Genomic DNA, 25,922 nt, shown 5'->3' on the forward strand with positions numbered 1-25,922 from the left:
AGTCAAACACCCAGGACAACGCTGCGAGGTCGATGCCGCTTTGGCGCCGAGACTGCAAACCCCGCGCAATTGCGCAAAGTGGCAGACCCTGCGCCCAAGTCAAGCCGACACCCACGAAACACCGATACGGAATACCCAGCCTGCAGCTTCCAAGCTGCAAGCGGATCGAAGCGAGTCCCTTGTGTTGATGCTGCTGATTCAAATGTGCCTGCGCTGGCCCACCTGGCTTCTGCCAGCGGCCTCAGGCATCGAGTCATCCGCACCGCGCGCCACCATTGCGCAACCAGCTATCAATAAGATAGCTGCTCAACACCGAATCTGGCTCGCGCCCATCCACGCGCCCCCACCCCGGCTGTCTTCTTGAGCTGATGCTCGAGAGGCCTCTGCTCGCGCTTGCCGCGGCAGTGACAGCAACCGGGGCCAAGCGGCAATTCCCCTCGTTTCGCGGGCGTCGTCCGTGCATCGTTGGCCCGTCATGGGCCGGTAGAACGATACATATAAGGACAACGCATCATGAAGCGGATGCTGATCAATGCCACGCAGGCCGAAGAACGCCGCCTGGCCATCGTCGACGGGCAAAAGCTCCTCGACTACGAAATCGAGATCGAAGGGCGCGAACAGCGCAAGGGCAACATCTACAAAGCCGTCGTGACGCGCGTCGAGCCTTCGCTCGAAGCCTGTTTCGTCGACTACGGTGAAGACCGCCACGGCTTCCTGCCGTTCAAGGAAATCTCCAAGCAATACTTCGCCGAAGGCGTTTCCGCCAACCAGGCGCGCATCCAGGACGTCATCCGGGAAGGCCAGGAACTGGTCGTCCAGGTCGAAAAGGAAGAACGCGGCAACAAGGGCGCGGCCCTTACCACCTTCATCTCGCTGGCCGGCCGCTACGTCGTGCTGATGCCCAACAACCCGCGCGGCGGCGGCGTGAGCCGGCGCATCGAGGGCGACGACCGCGCTGAGCTCAAGGAGGCGATGGATCAGCTCGAGTACCCGAAGGGCATGAGCATCATCGCGCGCACCGCCGGCATCGGCCGCTCGGCGCCCGAACTCCAGTGGGACCTGAACTACCTGCTCAAGCTCTGGGGCGCCATCGACGGCGCCGCCAAGGGCGGCAAGGGCGCCTTCCTGATCTATCAGGAATCGTCGCTCGTCATTCGCGCCATCCGTGACTATTTCAATCACGACATCGGCGACATCCTGATCGACACCGACGACATCTACGACCAGGCGCAGCAGTTCATGGCGCACGTCATGCCCGAGCATGCCGCCCGCGTGAAGCGCTACCGCGACGATGCCGCGTTGTTCAGCCGCTTCCAGATCGAGCACCAGATCGAGTCGGCCTATGCGCGCACCGTGCAACTGCCTTCGGGCGGCGCCATCGTGATCGACCACACCGAAGCACTTGTGTCCGTCGACGTGAACTCGGCCCGCGCCATCAAGGGCGGCGACATCGAAGAAACCGCCACCCGCACCAACCTCGAAGCCGCCGACGAAGTGGCCCGCCAGATGCGCCTGCGCGACCTGGGCGGCCTGATCGTCATCGACTTCATCGACATGGACGAGTCGAAGAACCGCCGCGAAGTCGAAAGCCGCCTGCGCGACGCGCTGCGCCAAGACCGCGCCCGCGTGCAGTTCGGCTCGATCAGCAAGTTCGGCCTGATGGAAATGAGCCGCCAGCGCTTGAAGCCGGCGCTCTCGGAAGGTTCGTCGATCCCCTGCCCCCGCTGCGGCGGTTCGGGCCACATCCGCGACACCGAATCGAGCGCGCTGCAGATCCTGCGCATCATTCAGGAAGAGTGCCTGAAGGACAACACGGCCGCCGTGCACGTCCAGGTGCCGGTCGAAGTGGCGTCGTTCCTGCTGAACGAAAAGCGCCCCGAAATCGCCAAGATCGAGCTCAAGCAGCGCGTCACCGTGCTGATGGTGCCCAACAAGACGCTCGAGACGCCGAACTACAAGCTCGAGCGCCTGAAGCACGACGATCCGCGCCTCGACCACATCGAAGCCAGCTACAAGATGGCTGACGAGATCGAAGACCCGACCGCCGTGACGCGCCGTTCGCAGGAACCCACCAACAAGCAGACGCCGGTCATCAAGGGCGTGCTGCCCGACGCCCCGGCGCCCGTGGTGCCGCCCAAGGCCGAAGCCGTGCGCGCACCCGCCGTGGCCCCGGCGCCGGTCGCACCGCCCGTGGCGAGTGCACCGGCTCCGGCCGAAATGGGCTTCTTCGCGCGCCTCAAGAGCTGGTTCGGCGGCACGCCGGCACCGGCCCCCGCACCGGCCGTGATTCCGGTCGAGGCACCGAAGCCCACGCGCCGTGATGGCGGCCGCTCTGGCCGCGACGGCGAAGCGCGCGGCGCCCGCGATGGCGAACAGCGCCGCGGTGGCCGCGGTGGCGAAGGCCGCAGCGAAAACGGTGGCCGCTCCGGTGGCCGTGACGGCGAACGCCGTGGCGGACGTGGTGGCGAGCGCCGTGGTGAAGGCCGCAGCAGCGAACTGCGCAGCGAAGCCGCCCAACCGCGCGAGCAGCGTGAGCCTCGCGAACAACGCGAACCCCGCGAGCAGCGCGAACCCCGTGAAGCACGCGGTCCTCGTGAAGGCGAACAACGCCGCGGCGGACGTGGCGAACGCCGCGAAGGCGAAGGCCGCGAGGCACGGCCGGTGGCTGCCGAACTCGACGGCAACCTCGAAGCACAGCAACTGGCGCCCAACGCGCCGGCCGGCGACGAAGGCAATGCACCGGCAGAACGCGCGCCCCGCGCACGCGGCGAACGCCGGGAACGTGGCGAGCGCGGTGAACGTGCTGACCGCGGTGAACGCGGCGACCAGCGCAATGCGTCCGAGGCACCGCGCGAAGCGGCCGGTGACGACAACGCCGCCCCCCAGGACGGCACGCAAGCCGAACGCGCCCCGCGCGGCGGCCGTGAAGAGCGCGCCCCGCGTGGTGAGCGCGGCGAAGGCCGCCGCGATCGCCGCGGTGAAGGCCAGCCGCGTTTCGCCAACGGCGAAGCACCGGCAGCTGCCGATGAAGCGGGTCTCCGCGCCGCCGAGCCGGCCGACGTCGCACCTGGCAATAACGACGAAGGCGAGACCGGTGGCAACGAGCAGCAGGCGCCGCGCCGCGAAGGCGAAGAGCGCCGCGGTCGTTCGCGCGACCGTTATGGCCGCGACCGCCGCGAACGCGGTCCGCGCGACGAGAGCGAAGCCAACGTGGCTGGCGCGCCGATCGACGCGAATGAAGCGCCGATGCGGCAGCAGCCGGAACACGCCGAAGCCCGCGCTGCAGCGTTCGAAGAAGCACCCGCACCGCGCAGCTACTTCGACCGTCCTGCACCGGCACCCGCAATTGCACCTGCACCCGCACCCGCACCCGTCGCTGCGGTTGCCGCAACGCCTGTCGTGGTTCCCATCGCGGCGCCCATCGTGATCGAAAGCAGCAGCAAGCCTGCCGCCAACGGCCGCGCCTTGCCGAAGGTTCAGCCCTTCGAACTGCCGCTGAGCGAACTGGCACAAATCGCCGAGGGGTCGGGCCTGCAGTGGGTCAACTCCGACGCCGATCGCATTGCGCAGGCCCGTGCGGCCATGGCGGCCGAGCCAAAGCCGGTGCATGTGCCGCGCGAACGCCCGCCGGCCATCGTGCTCGATGCCGGTCCGCTGGTGCTTGTCGAAACCCGCCGCGAACTCGGTTCGATGACGCTGCCTTTCGAAAAGGCACCGTCCGACGCGCAAGGCGTGAACTGAAGAAGCTTCGGGCCGACGGCCCGAGCCCATGAAAAACGGCGCCATCCTGGCGCCGTTTTTTTATGGAGAGTGAAACTGCGGCATCGCAGGAGCAGTGAATGCCTGGCGAGCCAACCGCGCCCTTCAGACCTTCTCGGTCTGCGCGGCGCGTTTCCAGGCCTCGGCCGCGTGCTCTGCATCGCCGCGCGCTTCGGCCAGTTCTGCGAGCGCGAGCCATGCACGGCGATAGAGGTCCGTGTCCTGCAGGCCCAGGCCGGCCTGGGTGAGCAACTGCTGGGCCTTGCCCCAGAGCTGTCGCTTCATGCACGCCATGCCCGCGAGGTACTGCAGGTTCGGATCGCGCGGATTGTTTCGCTGGGCCGATTCGATGCGGGCGAGCCAGTCGGCGTCCACTGAATCGAGCCCCGCTTCGAGCGCCCGCGCCAGTTTGACTCGCAGCATATCGCCCAGTGCGCGGGGCTGCGACACCATGCGCTCCCAGGCAGGCAGCAGCCATTCGCGCGCCAGTGCCAGGTCGCCGCGCAGGGCCACCATGCGCTGGGCGGCATGAATCGCCACCTCGGGCATTTCGCGTTCTGTCGTGTCGAGCTCGGTCCAGGCACGAAGCAGTTGCGCCGGATCGTGCGCGCCGGACAACAACTCGGTTGCCAGGCCGCGCACGATGCTTTGCGCCGCAGCGTCCGAGAACGCGCCGTGTTTGGCGAGCAGGCGCGCGGTTTCCAGCGCCTCGAGCGTGCGCCGATCCTGGCGTGCCGCCTTCAAGCGAATACGGAGGGCGAGGGTTCGCCGTTGCACGCCTTGCGGAAGCTCTTCGAGCCGGGCCAGCGCCGCCGCAGGATCGCGGTCTTCGAGCGCCCAGCGCGCGGCGCGCAACTGCACGCCTTCGCGCGTCTCCGGGCTCGCCAGCATGGTGCGGTCGGCGCTTTCATTGAGGGCTTGCTGCAGATGCGCATCACGCGCCGGCCGGTCTTGCAGCGCCTGCGCGCTCTCGGCGGCCAGCAGGTGCGACAGCACGCGAACCTGATGGGCCTGCGGCAGGCTCGCATCGAGGGCCGCCAGCGTTCTTTCCTGGACCAGCGCAGCTTGCGCGGCCTTGCGTGCGCGCGAGAAGCGTCCCGACAGCAATTGCACCATCGAATCGAGCAAGGCCGAATGCAGCGCGCGTTCCTTCTGCTGCAACCGCCATTGGCGGGCCTGGGTCGGCAGAGAGAACAGCGCCGCCAAGCCTCGCAGCGCAAGATGCAGCAGGACAAAAGCGCCGAGCAGGATCACCAGCACCAGGTTGAGCGAAAGATCGACCCGCCATGGCGGCCAGAACACGGTGATCGTGCCCTGGTTGTTGCCGGCAAACAGAGCCACCGCTGCCGCGATGGCGAACAGTGCCAGGAGCCAGAGTGCCGCTCGCATCAGGCCTCCCGCCGGGCCGCCCCAAGGCAGGCCTGCGCCCCCTCGGGGGGCAGCGAATACACGAAGTGAAGAGCGTGGGGGCTCATATCAGCGCCCGGCGGCTGCGGTTGCCAGCGCGGCCAGCGTGTCGTCGATGCGCGGAGCTTCGGAAGTCTTCACCTGGGCCTGGAGTTGCTGCAACAGCGTGGCAGCCGCCTGTGTGCGCCGCGACGCCGGATCGAAGTAACGGTTCAGCGTTGCCGAAACCGTGGCGAGTTCGCTGCGCGCGACATCCACCTGCCGCGACAGCAGCGAGAGGCGGGCATTGAGCAGCTTGAGCTTGAGGTTCTCACGCAGGAAAAATGTCTGGTCGGGCGCCAGCAGCACGGCCTCCGGACGATCGATGCGCCCGACCCGCACCAGCGACCGGGCCTCCGCGCGCACCGTGAGAAGCGCCCGTTCCCACCAGGGTGCGTCGGCCGGAATGGGTTCGGCCTGCCAGGCATTGAGCCCGTTGCCGCGCATGGCCACCGCATTGAGCGGCGGCAGGTCGTCCACGCTTCGCGTCAGCTCATCGATCTTCTGCAGCGCTTCGCCGCTGTCGGCACTGGCGCTGCTGCGCAGGCGGTCGGCATCGCGCTGCATGGCACGCTGCAGCGGCGCAAGCCGGGGCTGGGCGGCTCGCGCGATGCGCTGATCGCCGGCCTTGAGGGCCGCAAGCAAGGGCTCCACGCTGCCCGTGACCTGGGCCTGCTGCAGGGCAAGGCGCACGGCCGACTCGATGTCGACCACCAGGTTCTCGTCGCGCGAACGCGAAAGGCTTTGCATCAGTTCTTCGAGCTGCGAGCGCTGGAGCGCGACCTCGGCGACGCGGGTTTCGGTGAGGGCAGCGCGCGCCGCGGTGTCGCGCACGGTCTCGATGGCCTGCCGCGCGAGCGTGCGCGCCTCGAGCGACTGGGCTTGCGCATCCGCGCTCTGGCGCGCCAGCTGCTCCTGCATACCGCTGACCTTCTGCCAGAGAGAAATGGCGATCACCAGGGCAGCCAGGGACACGATGGCCAAGAGGCCGAGCCCGATGCGGGAGAGCGTGGTTGCGGCGGCCGCCAGCGACTCCGGCGACTGCGATGCCGCCAGCGTGGCAGGCACCGGCGCGGTGGCGGATGGGGGGGAGAAGTCGTCGGACGGGGACGCGGCACTCATGTGAAGGATTCTATCGACGCGATCATTGCCTCACGCAGCGGCTTGCACACCCGCACCACACCGAATCCCGCGGCCCGCGCGGCCTCGCCGATGCGGGCATGGGTTGCCACGGCGCTGGCCGCATGCCACTTGGTGCCGGGCATCGCATCGCACAGGTTCGCGATGGCTTCGGAGCTGCTGAACAGCCAGATCGCACGGCCCGCGGCGCCCTCGAGCGCCAGCGCGCGCGCCGCGTCGTCGAAGGACGGCGGCAGGCGCCGATAGGCGACCACAGTGTCGCGGCAACCCTGCGCGGCTTCGATTTCGTTGGCGAGCCAGTCGCGTCCGCTCGGATGGCCGGCCGCATCGCCGCCACGAACGATCAGCACGCGCACGCCCGCCGAGACCTGGGTTCGCACCCGTTCCCACAGCGCTTCGGAGTCGAAGCGGGCGGCGTCGGTCGCAGGTGCATCGACGGCCTCTTTCGGCACACCCGCACGCAGCAGCGCGCGCTCGGTGCCCGGACCGGTGGCCCAGAAACGCAGGCCCGCCGCGATCGCGTCTTTTGCTTGTGCGCCTTCCGCGTAAAGAAAGAAATGCTCGACCGCCGTGGCGCTCACGAACATCAGCGCCGCGTAGTCCGACAGGCGCTTCCAGGCGGCCCGGAGCGGATCGGCGTCGACGGCGGGCTCGATGGCGATCAACGGTAGCGCAGCCGCCTCGAGCCCCGCAGCGCGAAATTCATCCACCCACTGCACGGCCTCGCGCGCCGGCCGCGTCACGATCACGGGCTTGGCGGCAGCCATGTCTGTTGAGTCGCCTGGTTCAATGAGCGCCGGCGGCGCGCAGCAGCGCGGCGGCCTGCTCGCCGAGCACGCCGGCCTGCGCAAAATCGGCCGCTTCAGCCTCTGCATGAACTCGCACCAACGGCGCGTTACCCTCGGGATCGCCCCACGCGGCATCGATGCGCAATGCGCCGTCGGCCTGCCAACGCGCATGGGCCGCCAGCGGCATCGAACAGCTTCCGCCCATCGAGCGGCTGACCGCGCGTTCGGCGGCGGTGGCCAGCCAATCGCCTCGGTGCGAAAGGGACGCAAGCAGTGCGATCAGGTCGGCGCGGTCGGCCCGCACCTCGATGCCGAGTGCGCCCTGCCCCGCGGCCGGGAGCATGGTGTCGGGCTCGAATGCGACCCGGATGCGCTCTTCGAGGCCCAGCCGCTTGAGCCCGGCCGCCGCGAGCACGATGGCGTCGTACTGGCCTTCGTCGAGCTTGCGCAGGCGGGTGTCGAGATTGCCGCGCAGGGGCTCAATGCGGAGGTCGGGCCGCAGGGCGCGCAACAGCACCACGCGCCGCAGGCTGGAGGTGCCGACGACAGCCCCCTGGGGCAGTTCGTCGAGTGAGGCATAGCGCGGCGACACCAGCGCGTCGCGCGGATCTTCGCGCTCCAGCACGCAGGCCAGCACAAAGCCCTCGGGCAGATCCATCGGCACGTCCTTGAGCGAATGCACCGCGATGTCGGCGCGGCCTTCCTCGAGCGCGAGCTCGAGCTCCTTCACGAAGAGGCCCTTGCCGCCCACCTTGCTGAGCGACTTGTCCAGGATCTGGTCGCCACGCGTGGTCATGCCCAGCAGGCTGACCGCGTGGCCTTTTTCTTGCAGCAGCGCTTGCACGTGTTCGGCTTGCCACAGGGCCAGCCGGCTTTCGCGCGTGGCGATCACGATATTGCTCAAGACCGCTCCCAAAAAGTACAAGTTTCAGACCTCCGGAATGCTAGCATGTTGCGCCGCAGCAACGCAGGCGGCGCACCCATTCAAGTCCAGGAACAACATCGAATGAAAGCCAGCAAGACCCCTGCCCCGCCCAAGCGCCGCCAAACCGAAGACCAGCCGCTGATCGACGACATCCGGCTGTTGGGCCGAATCCTCGGCGACGTGATCCGCGAACAGGAGGGCGAGGAGAGCTATGCGCTGGTCGAGAAGATTCGCACGCTGTCGGTGTCCTTCCGCCGCGATGCCGACCATGCGGCCGACCGCGCGCTGAAGAACCTGCTCAAGGGTCTCAGCGCGGCCGAGACGGTGCGCGTGATTCGCGCCTTCACCTATTTCAGCCACCTGGCCAACCTGGCGGAAGACCGGCACCAGATCCGCCGCCGCACCGAGGCCGACCGCGCCGGCGAAAGTGCCGACGGCGATCTGCAAACGGCCCTCGCGCGCATCCGCAAGGCCGGCATCAAGCCCGACGAGGTGGTGGCTTCGCTGGCCCGCAGCTACGTGTCGCCGGTGCTGACCGCGCACCCGACCGAAGTGCAGCGCAAGAGCATCCTCGACGCCGAGCGCGCCATTGCCCTGCTGCTCACCACGCGCGACGAGATCAAGCTGCGCCAGAACGCCTACGCGGGCGGAAAAGACGCGCTCTCCCCGCTCGAATTCGCCGAGAACGAAACGCAGATGCGCATCCGCGTCACGCAGATCTGGCAGACACGCCTGTTGCGCTTCTCCAAGCTCACCGTGGCCGACGAGATCGAGAACGCGCTGAGCTACTACGAAGCCACGTTCCTGCGCGAAATCCCGCGCGTCTATGCCGATCTCGAAAAGGCGCTGGGCCAGGGCGGTACCGTGCCTTCGGTGGCGCCCTTCCTGCGCATGGGCCAGTGGATCGGCGGCGACCGCGACGGCAATCCCAACGTCACGGCCGAAACGCTCGAATACGCTCTGCGCCGCCAGGCCGAACTCGCACTGCGCCATTACCTCACCGAAGTGCATTACCTGGGCAGCGAACTCTCGCTTTCCGCCACGCTGGTGGACGTGTCGGTCGAGATGCAGGCGCTGGCCGAACGCTCGCCGGACACCAGCGAACACCGCAAGGACGAGCCCTACCGCCGCGCACTCACCGGGGTGTATGCGCGCCTTGCGGCCACACTGCGCGACCTGACTGGCGGCGAGGCCGCGCGCCATGCCGTGCCGCCGCAAAACCCCTACACGCGGGCCGAGGATTTTCTGGCCGATCTCCACACCGTGGAACAGTCGCTCGCCGAGAAGCACGGCACCGTGCTGGCCGCACCGCGCCTGCGGCCGCTGATCCGCGCGGTGGAGGTGTTCGGCTTCCACCTGGCCACGGTCGACCTGCGCCAGAGTTCGGACAAGCACGAGGCCGTGATCGCCGAGCTGCTGGCCACCGCGCGCATCGAGCCCGCGTACGCCTCGCTGGCCGAAGAGGCCAAGCAGACGCTGCTGCTCAAGCTGCTCGACGACGCCCGTCCGCTGCGCGTGCCCGATGCCGAATACTCGCCGCTCGCGAAGAGCGAACTCGCGATCTTCGCGGCCGCGCGCATCGCGCGTGCGCGATACGGCGCGGCGGCCATCCGCCACTACATCATCAGCCACACCGAAACGGTGAGCGACCTGCTCGAAGCGCTGCTGCTGCAAAAAGAAGTGGGCCTGTTGCGCGGCGCGATGAACGGCAACGCCACCTGCGACCTGATCGTGGTGCCGCTTTTCGAAACCATCGAAGACCTGCGCAACGCCGCACCCATCGTGCGCGCCTTCTATGCGCTGCCGAACATCCAGGCGCTGATCGAGCGCTCGGGCGCCGAACAGGACGTGATGCTCGGCTACAGCGACAGCAACAAGGATGGCGGCATCTTCACCAGCAACTGGGAGCTCTATCGCGCCGGCATCGCGCTGGTGTCGCTGTTCGACGAGCTCAACAAGAAGAAGAAAACCAACCCCATCCGTCTGCGCATGTTCCATGGCCGTGGCGGCACGGTGGGACGCGGCGGCGGCCCGAGCTACCAGGCCATCCTCGCGCAGCCCCCGGGCACGGTGCGCGGACAGATCCGCCTCACCGAGCAAGGCGAAGTCATCGGCTCGAAGTACGCGAATCGCGAGATCGGCCGGCGCAACCTCGAGACGCTGGTGGCCGCCACGCTCGAAGCCACGCTGCTGCCCCAGGCCAAGTCGGCGCCCGCCACATTCCTTTCGGCAGCCGGGGAGCTATCGACTGCGAGCATGGCGGCCTACCGCAAGCTGGTGTACGAAACCCCGGGCTTCGGCGATTATTTCTTCGGCTCCACGCCGATCCGCGAGATTGCCGAACTCAACATCGGCTCGCGTCCCGCTTCGCGCAACCCGAGCCACAAGATCGACGACCTGCGCGCCGTGCCATGGAGCTTCAGCTGGGGCCAATGCCGGCTCACCATTCCCGGCTGGTTCGGCTTCGGCTCGGGCGTGGAGCAGTTCCTGGCGTCGGCCGAAACGCCGGCCGCGCGCAAGGAACGCGTCGCCCTGCTGCGCCGCATGTATGCGCAGTGGCCGTTCTTTCGCACGCTGCTCTCCAACATGGACATGGTGCTTGCCAAGAGCGACCTCGCGCTGGCCTCGCGCTACGCCGAACTCGTGACCGACCGCAAGCTGCGCCAGAAGGTGTTCTCGATGATCGACACCGAATGGCACCGCACCTCCGACGCGCTCACCCTCATCACCGGCGCCAAGCAGAGGCTCGAAGGCAATGCCGAGATGCAGCGCTCGGTGCGCCACCGCTTTCCGTACATCGACCCGCTGCATCACCTGCAGGTCGAACTGATGCGGCGCTATCGTGCGGGCGAAGGCGGCGAGCGGCTGCAGCGCGGCATCCACATCTCGATCAACGGGGTTGCGGCGGGCTTGCGCAACACCGGTTGAACGGCTCGGCGAAGCGATCAGGAAATCGCGGGCCGATTCCACCTGCACATTCATGACCACCATCCAGTCCCGCCGCAAACTCATCGTCATCATCCTGCTGTGCGTGGCGATCGGGGGTGGGCTCGTGCGCCACTACGCGCAGCGCGGGTCCACCACGCGCGACATCGCCACGCTGCTGATGGTGTTGTGGGTGCCCATCATCGGCAACGTCATTGGCTGGCTCATCGGCAAGCTGCCGCGGCGCACGCCGCCGGCCGAGCCCGTGAGCTTCGACGCGGCGGGCGCGTTCACGCCGCATCTTCGGATCGAACTCACGCTGCGTCCCACCGCCCTGCTTTCGCACAACGTGCCGCTGTCCGAGGGGGAATACCGCTGTGCGCTGGTGGTGGGCAACCAGGGCTTCTCCGCGCGATGGTTCGTGCCGCAGGGCGAAGTGCTCGAGCGGGGAACGCCACATGCGCTCGACGTCGAATTGCTGACGCCGGACACGGCGAAAGCGCACTTCCCTGAAGGTGAGGCCTTTCGTGTGCTGGTGGGCGACTCTTTCATCGCCGACGGCCGCGTGCTGCAGCCGCGCGCAGCCCACATCTAGCGGATCGAGTAGAGCCGGACAAGGCAAAAGGGTCGATTGTTCGCCCTGGGGAAACTGACAACTGCTGGCGAGCCCCTTTGTGAAGGGCCCTTGCGCCTGGACACTGGGTGTTCTTTCGCAACAACGTGTCGGCCCGCGCTTCGCCGATGCGATCCCAGGACTCCTTCTCATGATGAATTCACCCAGCAGCAACCCCTGCCTCGACGATCTTGCGCACGAGCCGGCCAAGGTCGCCCGCTCCACCCGTTCCGCCTGGTTGGCCGTCGGCTCGATTGCCGTCGGCACCTTCGCGATGGTGTCGACCGAGTTCATGCCCATCGGCCTGCTGACCGACATCGCGCGCGGCCTGAACGTGTCCGACGGCACGGCCGGCCTGATGATCACCATGCCCGGCGTGCTGGCCGCCTTCGCCGGGCCGGCGCTGATCGTCGCCTCGGGCCGGCTCGACAGGCGCACCGTGCTGATCGCGCTCACCACGCTTCTGATCGCCTCGAACCTGCTCGCCGCCTTTGCGCCCAACTTTGCCACCATGCTGGTCGCGCGGCTCATGCTGGGTCTGAGCGTCGGTGGCTTCTGGACCTTTGCGCCGGCCGCGGCCACGCAGCTGGTGCCCGATGCCTCGAAGGCCCGGGCCATGTCGCTGGTGCTGGCGGGCGTCTCCGCCGCCACGGTGCTCGGCGTACCCGCGGGCTCGTTCCTCGGCACGCTGTTCGGTTGGCGCGCTTCCTTCGCGGTGACCGGTGCGCTCGCGACCCTGGTGCTGGTGGTTCAGCTGTGGCTGCTGCCCGCAATACCGCCGGTGCGCGCCATCGGTGCGCGCGACCTGCTCACGCCGTTGACGCGGCGCATGGCCCAGGTCGGCCTGCTCGCGGTGCTGTTCTTCATCGCCGGCCACTTCGCGGCCTACACCTACCTGAAGCCGCTGCTGCAGCAGGTGTTCGGGCTGGCGCCGAACTCGGTCTCCACGCTGCTGCTGGTCTACGGCGCGGTGGGATTCATCGGCACCTTCATCGGCGGCAGCCTGGTGGCGCGCAGCGTGCGCGGCACCACCCTGCTCGCGGCGCTGATGCTTGCGACGGCGCTGCTGCTGTCCACGGTGATCGGCAGCGGCTTCGTGGCCGGCGCGGTGGTGGTCTTCATCTGGGGCGTGGCCTTCGGCCTGATCCCGGTGGCGCTCACGGGCTGGATGATGGAAGCCGTGCCCGATGCACCCGAAGCCGGCCAGGCGCTGCTCGTGAGCGGCTTCCAGGTGGCGATTGCTTCCGGCGCGCTGATCGGCGGCGTCACGGTCGACAACTACGGCATCTCGAGCGCGATGGTGCTCAGCGGCGTGCTGGTGCTGATTGCCGCGCTCATCGTCGGCACGCTGGGCCGCGCGCGCGGTGGCTCCACCCTGGCTACTTTTTCGGCCGAGTAGCAAGCGGCGCGGCCCTGCCCTTCTTGCCGGCCGCGACGATCGCGTCGAGCACCACGCGCAGCGCCTTGTTGACCGGCTTGTCGCGCCGGATCACGACGGCCAGCGTGCGGTGCATGCGAGGGTTCAGTTGGCTCACCCTCAGGCCGGGATGGGCGCCGCGGCCCGCCATGGCCATGCGCGGCACGATGCCGTAGCCCAGCCCCGCGGCCACCATCTCCTTCATTGCCTCGACGCTGCCCAGCTCCATCACGGGCTGCGGCTGCAGGCCATCGGCCGCAAACCAGCGGTCGACCAGCTTGCGCGTGTTGGCCGCGGGCTCGAAAAGCACCAGCGGCAAGGCGGCCAGTTCGGCGGGCGCCACGCGCGCCTTCAGCGGCGCAAGATCGCTGCGGCCGATGGCGACGAACTCGTCGTCGAGCACCGGCACCACGCTCAGCGAGCGCCCCGCGGCCGGCAGCGTGACCAGCGCAAGGTCGATGCTGTTTTCTTCCACCCTGCGCACATGGTCGTCGGTGTTGCCGGTGCTCACCACGATGCCGAGCGCCGGAAACTGCTCGCGCAGGCCGCGCAGCAGCGCCGGCAAAAAATACAGGCAGGCCGTTGCGCCGGTGCCCAGGCGGACGCGGCCCGTGACGCCGCTGGCATGGTCCGCCAATGCGTCGATGGCGTTCTCCACCGCGGTCTCGATATGGTGGGTGTGCCGCAGCAGCTCTACGCCGGCCGGCGTCGCCTTGGCGCGCTTGCCGACCCGCTCCACCAGGCGCACTGCCAGCTTGCGCTCCAGCTGGCGGATCTGCAGGCTCACCGCCGGCTGCGTGAGGCCGAGCCGGTCGGCCGCGGCCGAGAAGCTGCCGGTTTCGATCACCAGTCCGAACGATTTCAGCTGATCGAGGTTCAGTGTCTTGTCCAAAGTATTTCTTATGCCTTGCATAGATCGACGAAGCTTCACTTATCGATACCGTGGCGTCAAGATCGGCGCATGCCTTCACCCATCCTTGCTTCCACCGCGGTCGAGATCCTCGATGCCGATCCGCACCACATGCCGGCCGTGCAGGCCATCTACGGCCACTACGTGCTGCACGATTTGTGCTCCTTCGAGGAAGAAGTTCCCACGGTCCCGCAGATGCAATCACGCCGCGCCGACGTGATTGCGCGCGGCCTGCCCTATCTCGTGGCCATGAAGGATGGCGAGGTGGCCGGCTATGCCTATGCGAGCCCCTACCGCAGCCGCTCGGCGTACCGCCACACGGTGGAAGATTCGATCTACGTCGCGCCGGGCATGCAAGGCCACGGCATCGGCAAGGCGCTGCTCCAGGAGGTCATCCGACGCTGCACAGAGAGCGGCTTCACGCAGATGGTGGCAGTGGTCGGCAACAGCGCCAACGCGGGTTCGCAGCGCGTGCACCAGAGCCTCGGCTTCGAGACGGTGGGCGTGCTGCGCAACGTCGGCTTCAAGTTCGGGCAGTGGGTCGATACCGTGCTCATGCAACGTGCGCTGCGCTGAGGCCGGCTGACACACCGGCCCGGCCTATTCCCCCAGCAACTCGCCGATCGGCTGCAGGTCTTCGACCCGGTCGCAGATCGACTTGATCACCATGGTGATGGGAATGCCCAGCAGCAGCCCCCAGACGCCCCACAGCCAGCCCCAGAAGATCACGCCGACGAACACCGCCACGGGGTTCATGCGGCTGGTGCGGCTGGTGAGCCAGGGCACCAGCAGGTTGCCGACGAGGGTGTGGATGACCAGCGACGTGCCGGCCACCAGCAGGCCCATTTCGATGGTGTTGAATTGCACGAAGGCCACCAGCCCCGCCGCGGACATGACGATCACCGAGCCGATGTACGGCATGAGATTGGTCACCGCCGCCACGATGCCCCAGACGGCCGCGTTGTCCAGGCCGATGTACCAGAAGGCCAGCCCCGTGGCAACGCCGACCAGTCCGCTGGTCAGGATCTGCACCAGCAGATAGCGCTCGATGTTTTGCGTGATGTCGTCCAGCACATGCACCGTGATCTTTTTCTTCTCCAGGCTCGGGCCGGTGATCTTGATCAGCTTGCGCCGGAACGTGTTGCCCGAGCACAGCGCGAAGAAGGTGAGAAAGGCCACCAGGGTGAGCTGCCCCACGGCGGCGAGCAGCCCAACGGTGCCGCTCCACAGGTACTCGCGCACGTTGAAGGGCGGCCGCTCGATGATGACGCGCGCCACGCCTTTGCGCGCCGCGACGCGGGCCGAGTTTTCCTCGGCCGCGCGTTCGAGTTGCGCGGCAGCCTGCTGCACGCTGTCCAGCGGCGTGGCGGCGGCGTTCTTGTCGCTGCGCGCAGCCTGGCGCAGCTTCTGCGCCGCCACCGGCAAGGCGTCGAGAAGCTCGGAGGCGCTGCTCGACAACGAATAGCCGGTCCAGCCCAGGGCGCCCCCCAGGCCCAGCAGGATCACCGCCGCACCGATCCAGCGCGGCACCTTCCAGCGCTCGAGCACGTCGACCAGCGGCGACAGCGCGTAACTCATCAGGAGGCTCAGCATCAGCGGAATGAAAACCGCCGCCGCCCATTGCAAGGCAAAGACGCTGGCCAGCACGGCGAGCACCACCAGCGCTGCGCTGCGCACGTCGACGGGCATGTGCAGCAGCACGCGGTCGGGCTCGGGTTCCGGTTCGGGCTTTGTTTCCGGTTCCGGTTCCGTGGCTTCCCGCAGCGGCTCCGGCACGGGTTCGGGGGGCAGTTCCGGCGGAGGCTCCACGGCCTGCGGCTCCTCTTGCACCGCCGCATCCTGGCCGGCTGTTTTCTTGTCGTCGCTCATCGCGGTTCCTTCAGCACTTCGCGCACTGCAGCCAGTTGCCGCCGCGACACCGCGACGGGTTCGGGGATCGCGTCGAGCCGCAGCGCCCAGCCTTCGGCGTCTTCCCCGTCGTCGTATTTCTCGAGCGCGCGGATGGCCGAGCGTGCCACCAGCGCATTGCGGTGCACCCGCAAAAAGCGCCCCGGATACCGCTCCTCGAATTCATTCAGCGAGCCGTCCAGGATGTGGCTGCGCGAAGCGGTGCGTACCGTGAGGTACTTGTACTCCGATTTCAGGTAGAGCACTTCGGACAACGGCACCCGCTCGGCGCGGCCGCGGTCCTGGATGAGCACGCTCTCCTGCAGGGCGTTCGCCTGCAGCGCGCGCCGCTCCTTGAGATAGCGCTCGGCCTTCTGCAGCGCCTGCTGCAGGCGCTCTGCCCGCACCGGCTTGGTGAGGTAGTCGACCGCGTCGAGTTCGAAGGCGGTCACCGCATGGGCCGCATGGGCGGTCACGAACACCACGGCCGGCGCATCGGCCTGGTTGCGCAAGGCGCGCGCCACCTCGATGCCATCGACGCCGGGCATGTGCACGTCGAGCAGCACCAGGTCGAGCGCCATGCTCTCCAGGTGTTGCAGTGCCTCGGCGCCCTGCGCGGCCTCGGCCACCACCTCGGCAGCGGGCGATTGGCAGTCGCGCAGCAGGGTTCGCAGGCGCGAGCGAGCCAGGGCTTCGTCGTCGACGATCAGGGTCTTGAGAGTCATGGTTCGGCGGGAATGGCAATGCGTACGCGGTAATTCTTCTGATCCATGCCGGCGCTGAACTGCATCTGCATGTCGTGCAGCAGCCGAAGCCGGTCGCGCACGTTGGCCAGCGCAATGCCATGGCCGCGCGGCAAAGGCTCGTCGGCCCAGCGCAGGGGCGGCAGGCTGTTGACCACTTCGATCACCACCACGCTGCCGCGGCGCTCGGTGCGGATGCGCAGCTTGGCGCCCTCGGGGCTGGGCTCCACGCCGTGCTTGATGGCGTTTTCCACCAGCGGCTGCAAAAGCAGCGGCGGCAGCCGGGCGTTGCTGGCCGCGGCATCGAGGTCCCAGCGGATGCGCAGGCGGTCGCCGAAACGCACCTGCTCGATCGCCAGGTAGCGCTCGGCCAGCGCGATTTCGTCGGCCAGCGTGCCGGATTCGCCCGGGTCGGCCAGCGCCTGGCGAAACAGCTCGGCCAGGTCTTCCAGCATGGTCTCGGCCTTGGCGGGCTCCTCGCGAACCAGCGCAATCGCGCTGTTGAGCGTGTTGAACAGAAAGTGCGGCTGAATGCGCGACTGCAGTTCCTCCAGCCGGGCCGTCATGGCGGCCGGCGTCTGGCCGCGCGCCCGCAGCACCATCGCGGCCATGACCAGGCCCGCAATGAAGGCGCCCGCCACGGCGCTGGCAAGCCACGGCGCCGTGCCAAGAACGCCGGTGAGCCGTAGCAGGCCGCAGCCATAGAGCGCGGACAGGGCACCGAGCGCGGCACCGGCCGCGTACTGCGCCTGCCGCGGCAGGCGCCCGAGCGGTTTCTTGAGCCCGCAGGCGGCCACCAGCCATAACAAGGTGGCAGGCAAGGCGCCGCCCGTGACGGTGGCAGTCTGCACCAGCCATCCCGCGGGGGAGGACGACACGAAGAGCGTGGCGGTCGCGACCAGCGCTTCCACGAAGAGTACCGTGCGCAAAACCACGCCGATCTGGCAGGCGTCGAACAGCCCGGGGCTGCCGCGCGCAGGCAAACGCCCTCTTTCCGGCGGGGACGGAGGCGTGGGGGTGGAGGTGGCCGATAAAATCGCCGGGTTGCGCATCACAGATACATTGGGTAACCAACCCATTATTGCCTCTCGAACGGCTCCCATGACTCAAAACCAACTCGACAAGAAATCCGAAGCCTGGTCGGCCCTGTTCTCCGAACCCATGAGCGACCTCGTGAAGCGCTACACCGCGAGCGTGTTCTTCGACAAGCGTCTGTGGCAGGCCGACATCGAGGGTTCTCTGGCGCATGCCGGCATGCTGGCCGCCCAGGGCATCATCGCCACGCAGGACCACGCCGAGATCGAGCGTGGGATGGCGCAGATTCGCAGCGAAATCGAATCGGGCGCCTTCGAGTGGAAACTCGACCTGGAAGACGTGCACCTGAACATCGAGGCCCGGCTGACCCAACTCGTGGGCGACGCCGGCAAGCGCCTGCATACCGGCCGCAGCCGCAACGACCAGGTCGCCACCGACGTGCGCCTGTGGCTGCGCGGCGAAATCGACCTGATTGCCGAGCTGCTCGTCGCGCTGCAGGTGTCGCTGGTGGACATCGCCGAGAAGAACGTCGAGGTCATCCTGCCCGGCTTCACGCACCTGCAGGTGGCGCAGCCGGTGAGCTTTGGCCACCACATGCTGGCCTACGTAGAAATGTTCAGCCGCGACGCCGAGCGCCTGCAGGACGTGCGCAAGCGCGTGAACCGGCTGCCGCTGGGCGCCGCCGCGCTGGCCGGCACCAGCTATCCGCTGGACCGCGAACTGGTCGCCAGGACCCTGAAGATGGACGGCGTGTGCCAGAACAGCCTGGACGCCGTGAGCGACCGCGACTTTGCCATCGAGTTCACCGCCGCCGCCAGCCTGTGCATGGTGCACATCAGCCGCATGAGCGAGGAACTCATTCTCTGGATGAGCCAGAACTTCGGCTTCATCCAGATCGCCGACCGCTTCACGACCGGCTCTTCGATCATGCCGCAGAAGAAGAACCCCGACGTGCCCGAACTCGCGCGCGGCAAGACCGGCCGCGTGGTCGGCCACCTGATGGCGCTCATCACCTTGATGAAGGGCCAGCCGCTGGCCTACAACAAGGACAACCAGGAAGACAAGGAGCCGCTGTTCGACACCGTCGACACGCTCAAGGACACGCTGCGGATCTTTGCCGAGATGATCGGCGGCATCACCGTGAAGCCCGAGGCCATGGAAGCCGCCGCCCTGCGCGGCTACGCCACCGCCACCGACCTGGCCGACTACCTCGTGAAGAAGGGCCTGCCCTTCCGCGACGCGCACGAGACCGTGGCCCATGCGGTGAAGGCCGCCACCTCGCACAAGGTCGATCTCGCGGAGCTGCCGCTGGCCGTGCTGCAGCAGTTCAATCCGAAGATCGAAAAGGACGTGTACGACGTGCTGAGCCTGCGCGGCTCGCTCAATGCGCGCAACATCCTTGGCGGCACCGCGCCCGCGCAGGTAAAAGCGCAAATCGCGCGTCATCGCACCCGACTGGCCTGAGCGAAAGCCCACTTGTTCTACGCCATCCCGCTCGAGAACAAGCCGAGCTGGCGCAATCCACCGTGGATGACGGTGCTGCTGATCCTCGTGAACATGATCGTGTTCTGGGGCCCGCAGCGCAGCGAAGAAAAGGCCGACGAACGCGCGGCCCACTACTACGCGCACAGCGTGCTGCCCGAGCTGGAGCTGCCGCCCTTCGTGGCCTGGCTCGAGGAAACGCGCTCGCCCCGCGCCAAGGCCGCCCGGCGCCTGCTGGCGCACGAGGAAACAGGGCTGCTGCTCGACGGCATGCAGCACGAGAAGGTGTTCCTGCAGAAACTGCGGGCCGACGCCGTCGTCACGCCCACCCATCCGCGCTACGCCGAGTGGAAGCGCGACCGCCAGCAGTACGACTCGATGCGGCCCGCGCCGTTTACCGAGCGCTGGGCGCAGGACTACACCAAGGACGCCGAATTCAAGCCCTGGACCTGGGTCACCGCCGCCTTCCTGCATGGCAGCACGGGACACCTGCTGGGCAACATGCTGTTCCTCTTCCTGTTCGGGTTTTCGGTCGAGCTGGCGCTGGGCCGCGGCACCTACCTGAGTTTCTACATCCTGGGCGCGGTGGGTGCATCGATGCAGGCCGACTGGGCCTATGCGGGCAAGGGCAGCTACGGCCTCGGCGCCTCGGGCGCGGTGTCGGCGCTGATGGGCATGTACGCCGTGATGTACCGGCTGCGGCGCATACGCTTCTTCTACCAGCTCTTCTTCTATTTCAACTACGTCACCGCGCCGGCCCTGCTGCTGCTGCCGGCCTGGATTGCCAACGAGTTGCTCCAGCATCTGGTGGGCGGCCAGGGCATTGCCTACATGGCGCACCTGGGCGGCCTTCTGGCGGGCGCCACGCTGATGGCCTGCGCCATGGCACTGGGCCGGGTGAAGACGCCGGAGGCGGTGGCCTCCGAACAATCGGCCGACAACGGCGACTTCGATCGCCACGTGGCCGCGGCGCGCCGACTGGGCGCCGCCATGAAGTTCGAGGCCGCCACGGCCGAATGGCGTGCCGCCGCCGCGCTGCGCCCCCGCGACACCGACACGCTGCGCGCCTGGTTCAACACCGCGCGGCTGCAGCCCGCGGGCGAAGACTTCCATCACGCCGCGCGCCGCATCTTCCGCCTGCCGGCCACCGATCCGGACACGCTGGCCCTGCAACACGCCAGCTACACCACCTACCTCGACCAGGCCAAGCCGGGCGCCCGGCTCAAGCCCGACGACATGGCCCGGCTCGCGCGCCGCTTCACACGCGCGCGCCAGTTCCAGGATGCCGACAAGCTGTGCCGCGTGCTGCTGAAGACCGCCCCCGACCATCCCGAGCTGGCCGACACGCTGTCGGTCTGCGCCAATGGCCTGCTGCATGCCGGCGAGCGCGACATGGCCGTCGGATGGCTGCCGCACCTGCTGCGGATCGCGCCCAACGACATGGTGACGCGCGCCCTCGAGCGCGCCTAGCCTGACCGCAACTCAGGAGGCCGTGGGCCGCAGCAGCCAGCGCACTTCCTGCGTCTGCTCGCTGTCGGGAAAACGCGATTCGAGCGTCGTGAGAATGGGCTGCGCCATGTCGGTGCGGCCCAGCCCCTGCACCAGCACCCGAGCTGCCAGCTCATAGGCTTGCGGAATGGCCGCATGCCCGCGAAACCGCCGATCGAAGCCCGACAGCAGCGCCAGCGCGGCATGGGCATCGCCGTTGCGCCATTCGGCTTTGGCCAGCAACATCACCGTGGGTGCGTCGTCGATCGCAAAAGCCTTGTCCTTCTCGCGGCAGGCCCTGAAGACCTTCAGCGCCTCGGACGCCAGGTCGCGCCGCAGCAGCAGCGGAATGTAGCGGCGCGCATGGTCGAGCAAGGTGGCCGCCTTGTCGGGCGAGACCAGCAGCACGCGGTGGTAGCGACGCTGCGCCGCCAGGTCGTCGGCCGGTGCCACGCGCTGCGCCTCGTAGGCCACGCCCAGCGCGCCGGCCAGGTCGCCCTCGGTGACCAGCTGTGCCACTTCGGCATCGGTGCGCTGCGCGGCGATCTGCTCCGGCGTGCGGCGGTCCACCGGCGCGCCGTCGTCCACGCCGCCGCCGGGCAAGAGGTCGATGCCGAAGGCGTCGTGGTGCTGGTACATCACGTAGCCCAGCAGGCTCGCCATCACCCAGCCGAAGTAGATGAATGCGAAATTGGCGATCGGCAGCACGATGACCCCATTGATCATCGGCAGCAGCACGCCGATGGCGATCTGCGCCCCCGTGCTCAGCAGGAACAGGAAGAAGCACAGCAGCGCATAGGGCCAGCCGATGATGCGCATCGCATCCATCACATGGCCGGGGTTCATGGCCTGGAAGAAGCTGCCCGACTGCACCAGCACGATCACCGCGGCCGGAAAGGTGAACGACACCACGAACAGCGCCACGGTACCGAGCACCGGCTCGAACCATGCCAGCCAGCCGATCAGCGCGCCCTGCACCACCGAAATGGCGAACAGCTTCCACGGCAGGCTGACCCAGTCCTCGTTCAGCTCGCGCGGAAAATCGGCCGAGCGCCAGATGCCGCGCGAACCGAGCGCGGTCACCTTGAAGCCATAGCGGCTGGCCGCGAGCACGATACCCAGTTCGATGAGCAGCAGCGACAGCCCCGGGTGGACAAAGGGAAGCGCCTCGAACAGCAGGCTGCAGAACGCGAGCCCCAGGCCGTACATCAACGGCCGCAGCTGGAACGGAAACGCGAAGAAGCTGTTGAGGCGGTGCCAGAAAGGCGGCGGGGGCGGCAGCGAATCGTTGGCGAGCATGATGGCGGCGCCCTTACTTGAAGAAGTCGCTCTGGCTCATGGCGCCGCGCCCACCCAGGCGCACCACCGTGACGTCGTCGCCGCGCACGAGCCGCATCTGGCCCAGCTCGCGCTCCAGACGCTGCGTGAAGCTGCTCTTGAACTGCATCGCCGCCTCGCCCATCTTCAGCACGCTGGTGCCTGCGACGGTGGCGCTCTTGCGGTCGCTCGCGATCTCGACGCTGTCGATGTGGTATTCGTACTCGATGGTGAGAATGCCGCCCATGCCCTCGCCCACCGTCTCGAACATCTTGAAGGTCTTGCGCACGGAATCGCAGGCCTCTTCGCGGTCGCTGGTGGTCTCCTGCGTGCGGCCCATCATGACCGTCTTGCTCTGGATGACGGCCTTCTTGCTGAGCTGCTCGCACAGCTTCTCCGCGTCGCGCGAGTAGATGGCGTGCGCCTCTTTCTCGTAGTACTGGCGCACCATGGCCTCGTCGAGCTTGCGCCCGCCGATAAAGAAGTACCACGCGCCCACGCAGAGCGCGACAACGATCGCAATTTGCTTCATTCCCGCCCCGCACCTTGGTGCGTCCCGCTCCGATTTTGCGAGGCAGTATACGTTGCCGATTGTTTCCTGAGAGCGGCGGGCGGGGCTTCGCGACCGAGGAATTGAATCCGCCCGAGCGGCCCGGCCGTATCTTTTCCATGCAGGCCAATGCCCCACAATCCGCCCATGACAGCACCGAGCCCCGACGCCGAATTGATCGCGCTGATCGATCGCATCGGCCGCCGCGACGAGGCCGCCCTGCGCCTGCTCTACGACCGGACAGCGCCCAAACTCATGGGCCTGGCGATGCGGGTCGTGCGGCAGCGCGAGTGGGCCGAGGACGTGCTGCAAGAATCGTTCATGACGGTCTGGCGCGTGGCCGGCGACTACCGCGGCACGCTGAGCCCGCCGCTTGCGTGGCTGGGGCTGATCGTGCGCAGCCGTTCGCTCGACCTGCTGCGCCGCCGCACCGCCGACCGCGCCCAGCTCACCCAGGAGTTCGACGAGCTGATGGCCGAGACCATCGAATCCGACGCGCCCAACCCCGCCGACACAGCCGACGCCAGCGAGCAGGCCTGGGCGCTGCACCAGTGCCTGAGCCAACTCGAGGCCCGCCAGCGCGAGGTCGTGAGCCTGGCCTACCTGCGCGAGCTGAGCCACGGCGAGCTGGCCGAGCAGCTCAAGCTGCCGCTGGGCACGGTCAAGACCTGGATCCGGCGCGGACTCGAAAAACTGCGCCTGTGCATGGGGCGCTTCGCCTAGCCGCGACGTCAAAGGCACGCATTCAATGAACCTTCTCGCCCATCCCGAACTGCTCGAGCTGCTGGCCGCGAGCCATGCGCTAGGCACGTTGCGCGGCGGCGCCCGCAGGCGTTTCGAGACCCTGGCGCGCGAACAGGCGCCCGTGCGCGCCGCAGCGCTGGTGTGGCAGGGTCGGCTCGCGAGCATGACCGAGCTGCAAAGCCCGGTCGTCCCCGACGCCGCGGTGTGGACCCGTATCCGCAACATGATCGATGCCGAGCAGGCACGGGACGCCATCGAGCGGCAGCGCGGTGCGACCCCCAACGCTTCTGCGTCACCGAGCGGCTGGCTGCGCAGCCTCGCACTCTGGCGCGGCGCCGCGGCGGCCGGCGCGCTGGCCACCGTCATGGCGGTGGTGGTCGGCCTGAACCTGCGCGACCAGTTGCAGAACGCGCCGGCGATCCAGTACGTGGCGGTGCTGTCCGACGACAAGGCCACCGCCTCGATGCTTGTGACCTTCGATCCCAGGAAGCGGCAGCTGTTGCTGCAGCGCGTGGGCAGCTACGACGAAGGCGGCGACAAGTCGCTGCAGCTCTGGGCCCTGCCGCCCGGCGGTGCGCCTCGCTCGCTCGGCGTGCTCGACCACGCGCCAGCATTGCGGCTGCCTGCGTCAGAATCCGATGTCCACGCCGTGCCGGCCCTGGCCGTTACCTTGGAAGCCAAGGGCGGCGTGCCACCGGGCAGCGGTCCGAAGGGTCCCGTTGTGTTCAAGGGCGCCCTGATTGAGAAAACCATCTGATTTGCTTCTTGTTGTCTTCCCGATGCCGCCTTCGATGAAATCCGCGCTTCTCGCGGCCGCACTGCTGACGACAGTGCTTGGCTCCCATGCCCAGACCGCGTCGGCCGCCTTCCCCTACGAAGCGGACGGCGCCACCGCCGCGGACGCTTCCTCCGAATACCTTGCCGCAAAGGCGCGCTGGCACAACGAGCTCGCCGCCTTCGCCCGGACCGACCAGCAGCAATTTCCCCCACCCGGCGGCGTGGTGTTCGTGGGCAGTTCCACCGTGCGCATGTGGAAGAACCTCGCGCAGGATTTCCGCCAGGTGCCCGGCATCGTCAATCGCGGCTTCGGCGGTTCGACCATGGCCGACTGCAGCCTGTTCGCGCGTGACCTGGTGGTGCGCTACAAGCCCAGGCAAGTGCTGGTGTACGCTGGCGACAACGACCTGGCCGAAGGCCGCACGCCGCTGCAGGTGCTCGAAAGCTTTGCGCGGTTTGCCAACGCCGTGCGCGCCGAGCTGCCCCACACGCGCATCAGCTTCATCTCGGTCAAGCCGAGTCCCTCGCGCGAGCACCTGATGCCGCTGATCCGCGAAACCAACAACGTCATCTCGGCCTACCTCAACCGGCTGCCCGACAGCGAATACATCGACATCTTCACGCCCATGCTCGGCGCCGACGGCCGGCCGCGGCCGGAACTGTTCCGCAGCGACCGGCTGCACCTGACGGACGAGGGCTACCGCTTGTGGCAGTCAATCATCGCGGCACGCCTGCCCGCAGCGGGGCCGGCCATTTCGTCGGTGCCGATGCCGATGCCGCTACCGATGACCTCGCCGGCGGCTTCGCCGCCCTGAAGCGCCTTCTCAGGCCCGCGCCGGCTCCGTGGGCATATCGTCCGCCGGCGGCGGCAGGTCGGCCCCGCGCGTGAAGCGCGCCACCGCGTACATGCCCGCGAACACCGTGAGCAGCAGCAGGCCGTCTCCCCACCAGGGCCGCGCCATCTGGTTGTCGCCATAGAAGGCCAACACCAGCAGCACTGCCACCAGGTGCGCGCAGAACACGGGGAGCGAGGCCGAGCCCATGGCTTCCAGCCAGTGCAGGCGCGGGATCTTGCGCATGAACCACGGTCCGAAGCGCACCGCCAGGATGCCCAGCGCCACCAGGTTGACGATGCGCAGCGGCCCCAGCTGCCATTTGTCGAACAGCAGGTTCAGTTCCACGTCGCCACCGAACGGCGCCTGGCCGTTGATGCCGTGGTGGCGCCACCAGAACCCATAGAGCGCAATGGCCAGCGCCGGCACCCACAGCCAGGCCGGAAAGCGCAGCGGCCGCGCCTCGGGCTGGTTGCGGCTGGCGCCAAGGCACAGGCCCGAAAACCACAGGAACTGCCACGCATAGGTGTTGAAGGCGCCCATTTCGTGGAACGGCACCGGCAGGCCCAGGTGCCGCTGCGCCAACTCGTAGATCCATTCGCTCAGGCCGAATTGCGCCAGCGCCCACAGCGTCGCGCTGGCGCCCATCACCAGCATCCAGCCGTGGCGCATGGCAAAAGCCAGCACCCACGGGCTCATCAGCATGAAGAAGATGTACATCGGCAAGATGTCGAGCAACGGGGGCTCGTAGATGAGCAGCAAGCCGAACAGGAAGCCGTCGCGCGGCTCAGCGAGGTAGTAGGACACCAGGTTCTTCACCGCCGGCTGGTCGATGTGCAGCCCCAGCGCCGCGATCACGGTGAACAGAAACAGCAGGATCGCCGCCTGGCAGAGATACACCTTGACCACGCGCCGCCAGAAGGCCTGGCGCATCGAATCGACGCCGCGCACGTGGCCGATGCGGCTGTAGACCAGCCCGGCCACGAAGGCCGACAGCAGCACGAAGCCTTCCGCGGCCGAAACGAAGCCGAAGGGCTGGCCCAGCGGGTCGGTGAGGCGTGTCGGCAAATGGGTGACGGTCATCAGCACGAGCATCAGCCCGCGCAAGGCGTCTATTTCCCAGTAGCGTTTCATCGGTCGGCG

At 67.9% G+C, this 25,922-nt stretch carries 21 protein-coding genes; 10 read left to right on the forward strand and 11 right to left on the reverse strand.

From position 1 onward, the window contains the following. Positions 1 to 513: 513 nt before the first annotated feature. Complete coding sequence (locus BLR24_RS16660) at positions 514 to 3,741, forward strand: Rne/Rng family ribonuclease (RefSeq protein ID WP_093018814.1); 3,228 nt, start codon at positions 514 to 516, stop codon at positions 3,739 to 3,741. 123 nt (positions 3,742 to 3,864) lie between these two features. Here BLR24_RS16660 and BLR24_RS16665 read toward each other — a convergent pair whose 3' ends face one another. The 4 genes from BLR24_RS16665 to hemC all read right to left on the reverse strand — a co-directional run bounded on the left by BLR24_RS16665 (position 3,865) and on the right by hemC (position 8,058). After that, positions 3,865 to 5,148, reverse strand: coding sequence for a heme biosynthesis protein HemY (locus BLR24_RS16665; protein ID WP_093018816.1), 1,284 nt, complete (start codon positions 5,146 to 5,148; stop codon positions 3,865 to 3,867). Positions 5,149 to 5,235: 87 nt separating this feature from the next. Continuing rightward, positions 5,236 to 6,327 (reverse strand): uroporphyrinogen-III C-methyltransferase, encoded by a 1,092-nt coding sequence (locus BLR24_RS16670; RefSeq protein ID WP_093018818.1) that lies wholly within the window; start codon positions 6,325 to 6,327, stop codon positions 5,236 to 5,238. Then, entirely contained in the window at positions 6,324 to 7,112 is a 789-nt protein-coding gene (locus BLR24_RS16675; protein WP_093018820.1) for a uroporphyrinogen-III synthase, read from the reverse strand. Before BLR24_RS16675 ends, BLR24_RS16670 begins: the two co-directional genes overlap by 4 nt. 19 nt (positions 7,113 to 7,131) lie before the next feature. Further along, complete coding sequence (gene hemC / locus BLR24_RS16680) at positions 7,132 to 8,058, reverse strand: hydroxymethylbilane synthase (RefSeq protein WP_093018822.1); 927 nt, start codon at positions 8,056 to 8,058, stop codon at positions 7,132 to 7,134. A gap of 81 nt (positions 8,059 to 8,139) precedes the next feature. On the opposite strand from hemC, the gene ppc reads away from it, so the two are divergent. The 3 genes from ppc to BLR24_RS16695 all read left to right on the forward strand — a co-directional run bounded on the left by ppc (position 8,140) and on the right by BLR24_RS16695 (position 12,995). Further along, a complete protein-coding gene (gene ppc / locus BLR24_RS16685) occupies positions 8,140 to 10,986 on the forward strand; it encodes a phosphoenolpyruvate carboxylase (RefSeq protein WP_093018824.1) in 2,847 nt (948 codons plus the stop codon). 52 nt (positions 10,987 to 11,038) lie between these two features. Beyond that, positions 11,039 to 11,578 carry a hypothetical protein gene (locus tag BLR24_RS16690; RefSeq protein ID WP_093018826.1) on the forward strand — a complete coding sequence of 180 codons (540 nt, stop codon included), beginning with the start codon at positions 11,039 to 11,041 and terminating at the stop codon, positions 11,576 to 11,578. A gap of 169 nt (positions 11,579 to 11,747) precedes the next feature. Further along, positions 11,748 to 12,995 carry an MFS transporter gene (locus BLR24_RS16695; RefSeq protein WP_093018828.1) on the forward strand — a complete coding sequence of 416 codons (1,248 nt, stop codon included), beginning with the start codon at positions 11,748 to 11,750 and terminating at the stop codon, positions 12,993 to 12,995. Here the strand turns inward: BLR24_RS16695 and BLR24_RS16700 are convergent. Further along, positions 12,976 to 13,926: a LysR family transcriptional regulator gene (locus BLR24_RS16700; protein WP_093018830.1), complete on the reverse strand. Its 951-nt coding sequence runs from the start codon at positions 13,924 to 13,926 to the stop codon at positions 12,976 to 12,978. The genes BLR24_RS16695 and BLR24_RS16700 overlap by 20 nt on opposite strands. A gap of 48 nt (positions 13,927 to 13,974) precedes the next feature. On the opposite strand from BLR24_RS16700, the gene BLR24_RS16705 reads away from it, so the two are divergent. Beyond that, complete coding sequence (locus BLR24_RS16705; protein WP_093018832.1) at positions 13,975 to 14,499, forward strand: GNAT family N-acetyltransferase; 525 nt, start codon at positions 13,975 to 13,977, stop codon at positions 14,497 to 14,499. Positions 14,500 to 14,523: 24 nt separating this feature from the next. Here BLR24_RS16705 and BLR24_RS16710 read toward each other — a convergent pair whose 3' ends face one another. The 3 genes from BLR24_RS16710 to BLR24_RS16720 are packed head-to-tail and all read right to left on the reverse strand — an operon-like array spanning position 14,524 to position 17,632. Next, a complete protein-coding gene (locus BLR24_RS16710; RefSeq protein WP_093018834.1) occupies positions 14,524 to 15,792 on the reverse strand; it encodes an AI-2E family transporter in 1,269 nt (422 codons plus the stop codon). Further along, the gene (locus BLR24_RS16715; RefSeq protein ID WP_093018836.1) at positions 15,789 to 16,535 is read right to left on the reverse strand and encodes a LytR/AlgR family response regulator transcription factor; all 747 of its coding nucleotides are present in this window, start codon (positions 16,533 to 16,535) and stop codon (positions 15,789 to 15,791) included. Before BLR24_RS16715 ends, BLR24_RS16710 begins: the two co-directional genes overlap by 4 nt. Next, positions 16,532 to 17,632, reverse strand: a complete 1,101-nt coding sequence (locus BLR24_RS16720; protein WP_093018838.1) for a sensor histidine kinase — start codon at positions 17,630 to 17,632, stop codon at positions 16,532 to 16,534. The genes BLR24_RS16715 and BLR24_RS16720 overlap by 4 nt, the downstream gene beginning before the upstream one ends. 22 nt (positions 17,633 to 17,654) lie before the next feature. Here BLR24_RS16720 and argH point away from each other — a divergent pair, with 22 nt between their 5' ends. Both argH and BLR24_RS16730 read left to right on the forward strand, forming a co-directional pair. Then, positions 17,655 to 19,052 carry an argininosuccinate lyase gene (gene argH / locus BLR24_RS16725; protein ID WP_093018840.1) on the forward strand — a complete coding sequence of 466 codons (1,398 nt, stop codon included), beginning with the start codon at positions 17,655 to 17,657 and terminating at the stop codon, positions 19,050 to 19,052. 12 nt (positions 19,053 to 19,064) lie between these two features. Next, complete coding sequence (locus BLR24_RS16730; RefSeq protein ID WP_093018842.1) at positions 19,065 to 20,540, forward strand: rhomboid family intramembrane serine protease; 1,476 nt, start codon at positions 19,065 to 19,067, stop codon at positions 20,538 to 20,540. Positions 20,541 to 20,552: 12 nt separating this feature from the next. Here BLR24_RS16730 and BLR24_RS16735 read toward each other — a convergent pair whose 3' ends face one another. Both BLR24_RS16735 and BLR24_RS16740 read right to left on the reverse strand, forming a co-directional pair. Further along, positions 20,553 to 21,857 carry a tetratricopeptide repeat protein gene (locus BLR24_RS16735; protein WP_093018844.1) on the reverse strand — a complete coding sequence of 435 codons (1,305 nt, stop codon included), beginning with the start codon at positions 21,855 to 21,857 and terminating at the stop codon, positions 20,553 to 20,555. A 13-nt stretch (positions 21,858 to 21,870) separates the two neighbouring features. Continuing rightward, positions 21,871 to 22,407, reverse strand: coding sequence for a hypothetical protein (locus BLR24_RS16740; RefSeq protein WP_093018846.1), 537 nt, complete (start codon positions 22,405 to 22,407; stop codon positions 21,871 to 21,873). A gap of 165 nt (positions 22,408 to 22,572) precedes the next feature. Between BLR24_RS16740 and BLR24_RS16745 the strand changes: the two genes are divergently transcribed. Genes BLR24_RS16745 through BLR24_RS16755 form a run of 3 tightly spaced genes read left to right on the forward strand, consistent with a single transcriptional unit; the run spans position 22,573 to position 24,761 of the window. Further along, positions 22,573 to 23,148, forward strand: a complete 576-nt coding sequence (locus BLR24_RS16745) for an RNA polymerase sigma factor (protein WP_254787349.1) — start codon at positions 22,573 to 22,575, stop codon at positions 23,146 to 23,148. A gap of 25 nt (positions 23,149 to 23,173) precedes the next feature. Continuing rightward, positions 23,174 to 23,926, forward strand: a complete 753-nt coding sequence (locus BLR24_RS16750; protein WP_093018850.1) for an anti-sigma factor — start codon at positions 23,174 to 23,176, stop codon at positions 23,924 to 23,926. A 34-nt stretch (positions 23,927 to 23,960) separates the two neighbouring features. Then, positions 23,961 to 24,761 (forward strand): SGNH/GDSL hydrolase family protein, encoded by an 801-nt coding sequence (locus BLR24_RS16755; RefSeq protein ID WP_093018992.1) that lies wholly within the window; start codon positions 23,961 to 23,963, stop codon positions 24,759 to 24,761. Positions 24,762 to 24,770: 9 nt separating this feature from the next. Here BLR24_RS16755 and opgC read toward each other — a convergent pair whose 3' ends face one another. Beyond that, entirely contained in the window at positions 24,771 to 25,913 is a 1,143-nt protein-coding gene (gene opgC / locus BLR24_RS16760) for an OpgC domain-containing protein (RefSeq protein WP_093018852.1), read from the reverse strand. Positions 25,914 to 25,922 lie beyond the last annotated feature (9 nt).

It is taken from the genome of Variovorax sp. OV700, assembly GCF_900099805.1.
In the GTDB taxonomy this organism is placed as follows: Bacteria; Pseudomonadota; Gammaproteobacteria; order Burkholderiales; family Burkholderiaceae_C; genus Variovorax.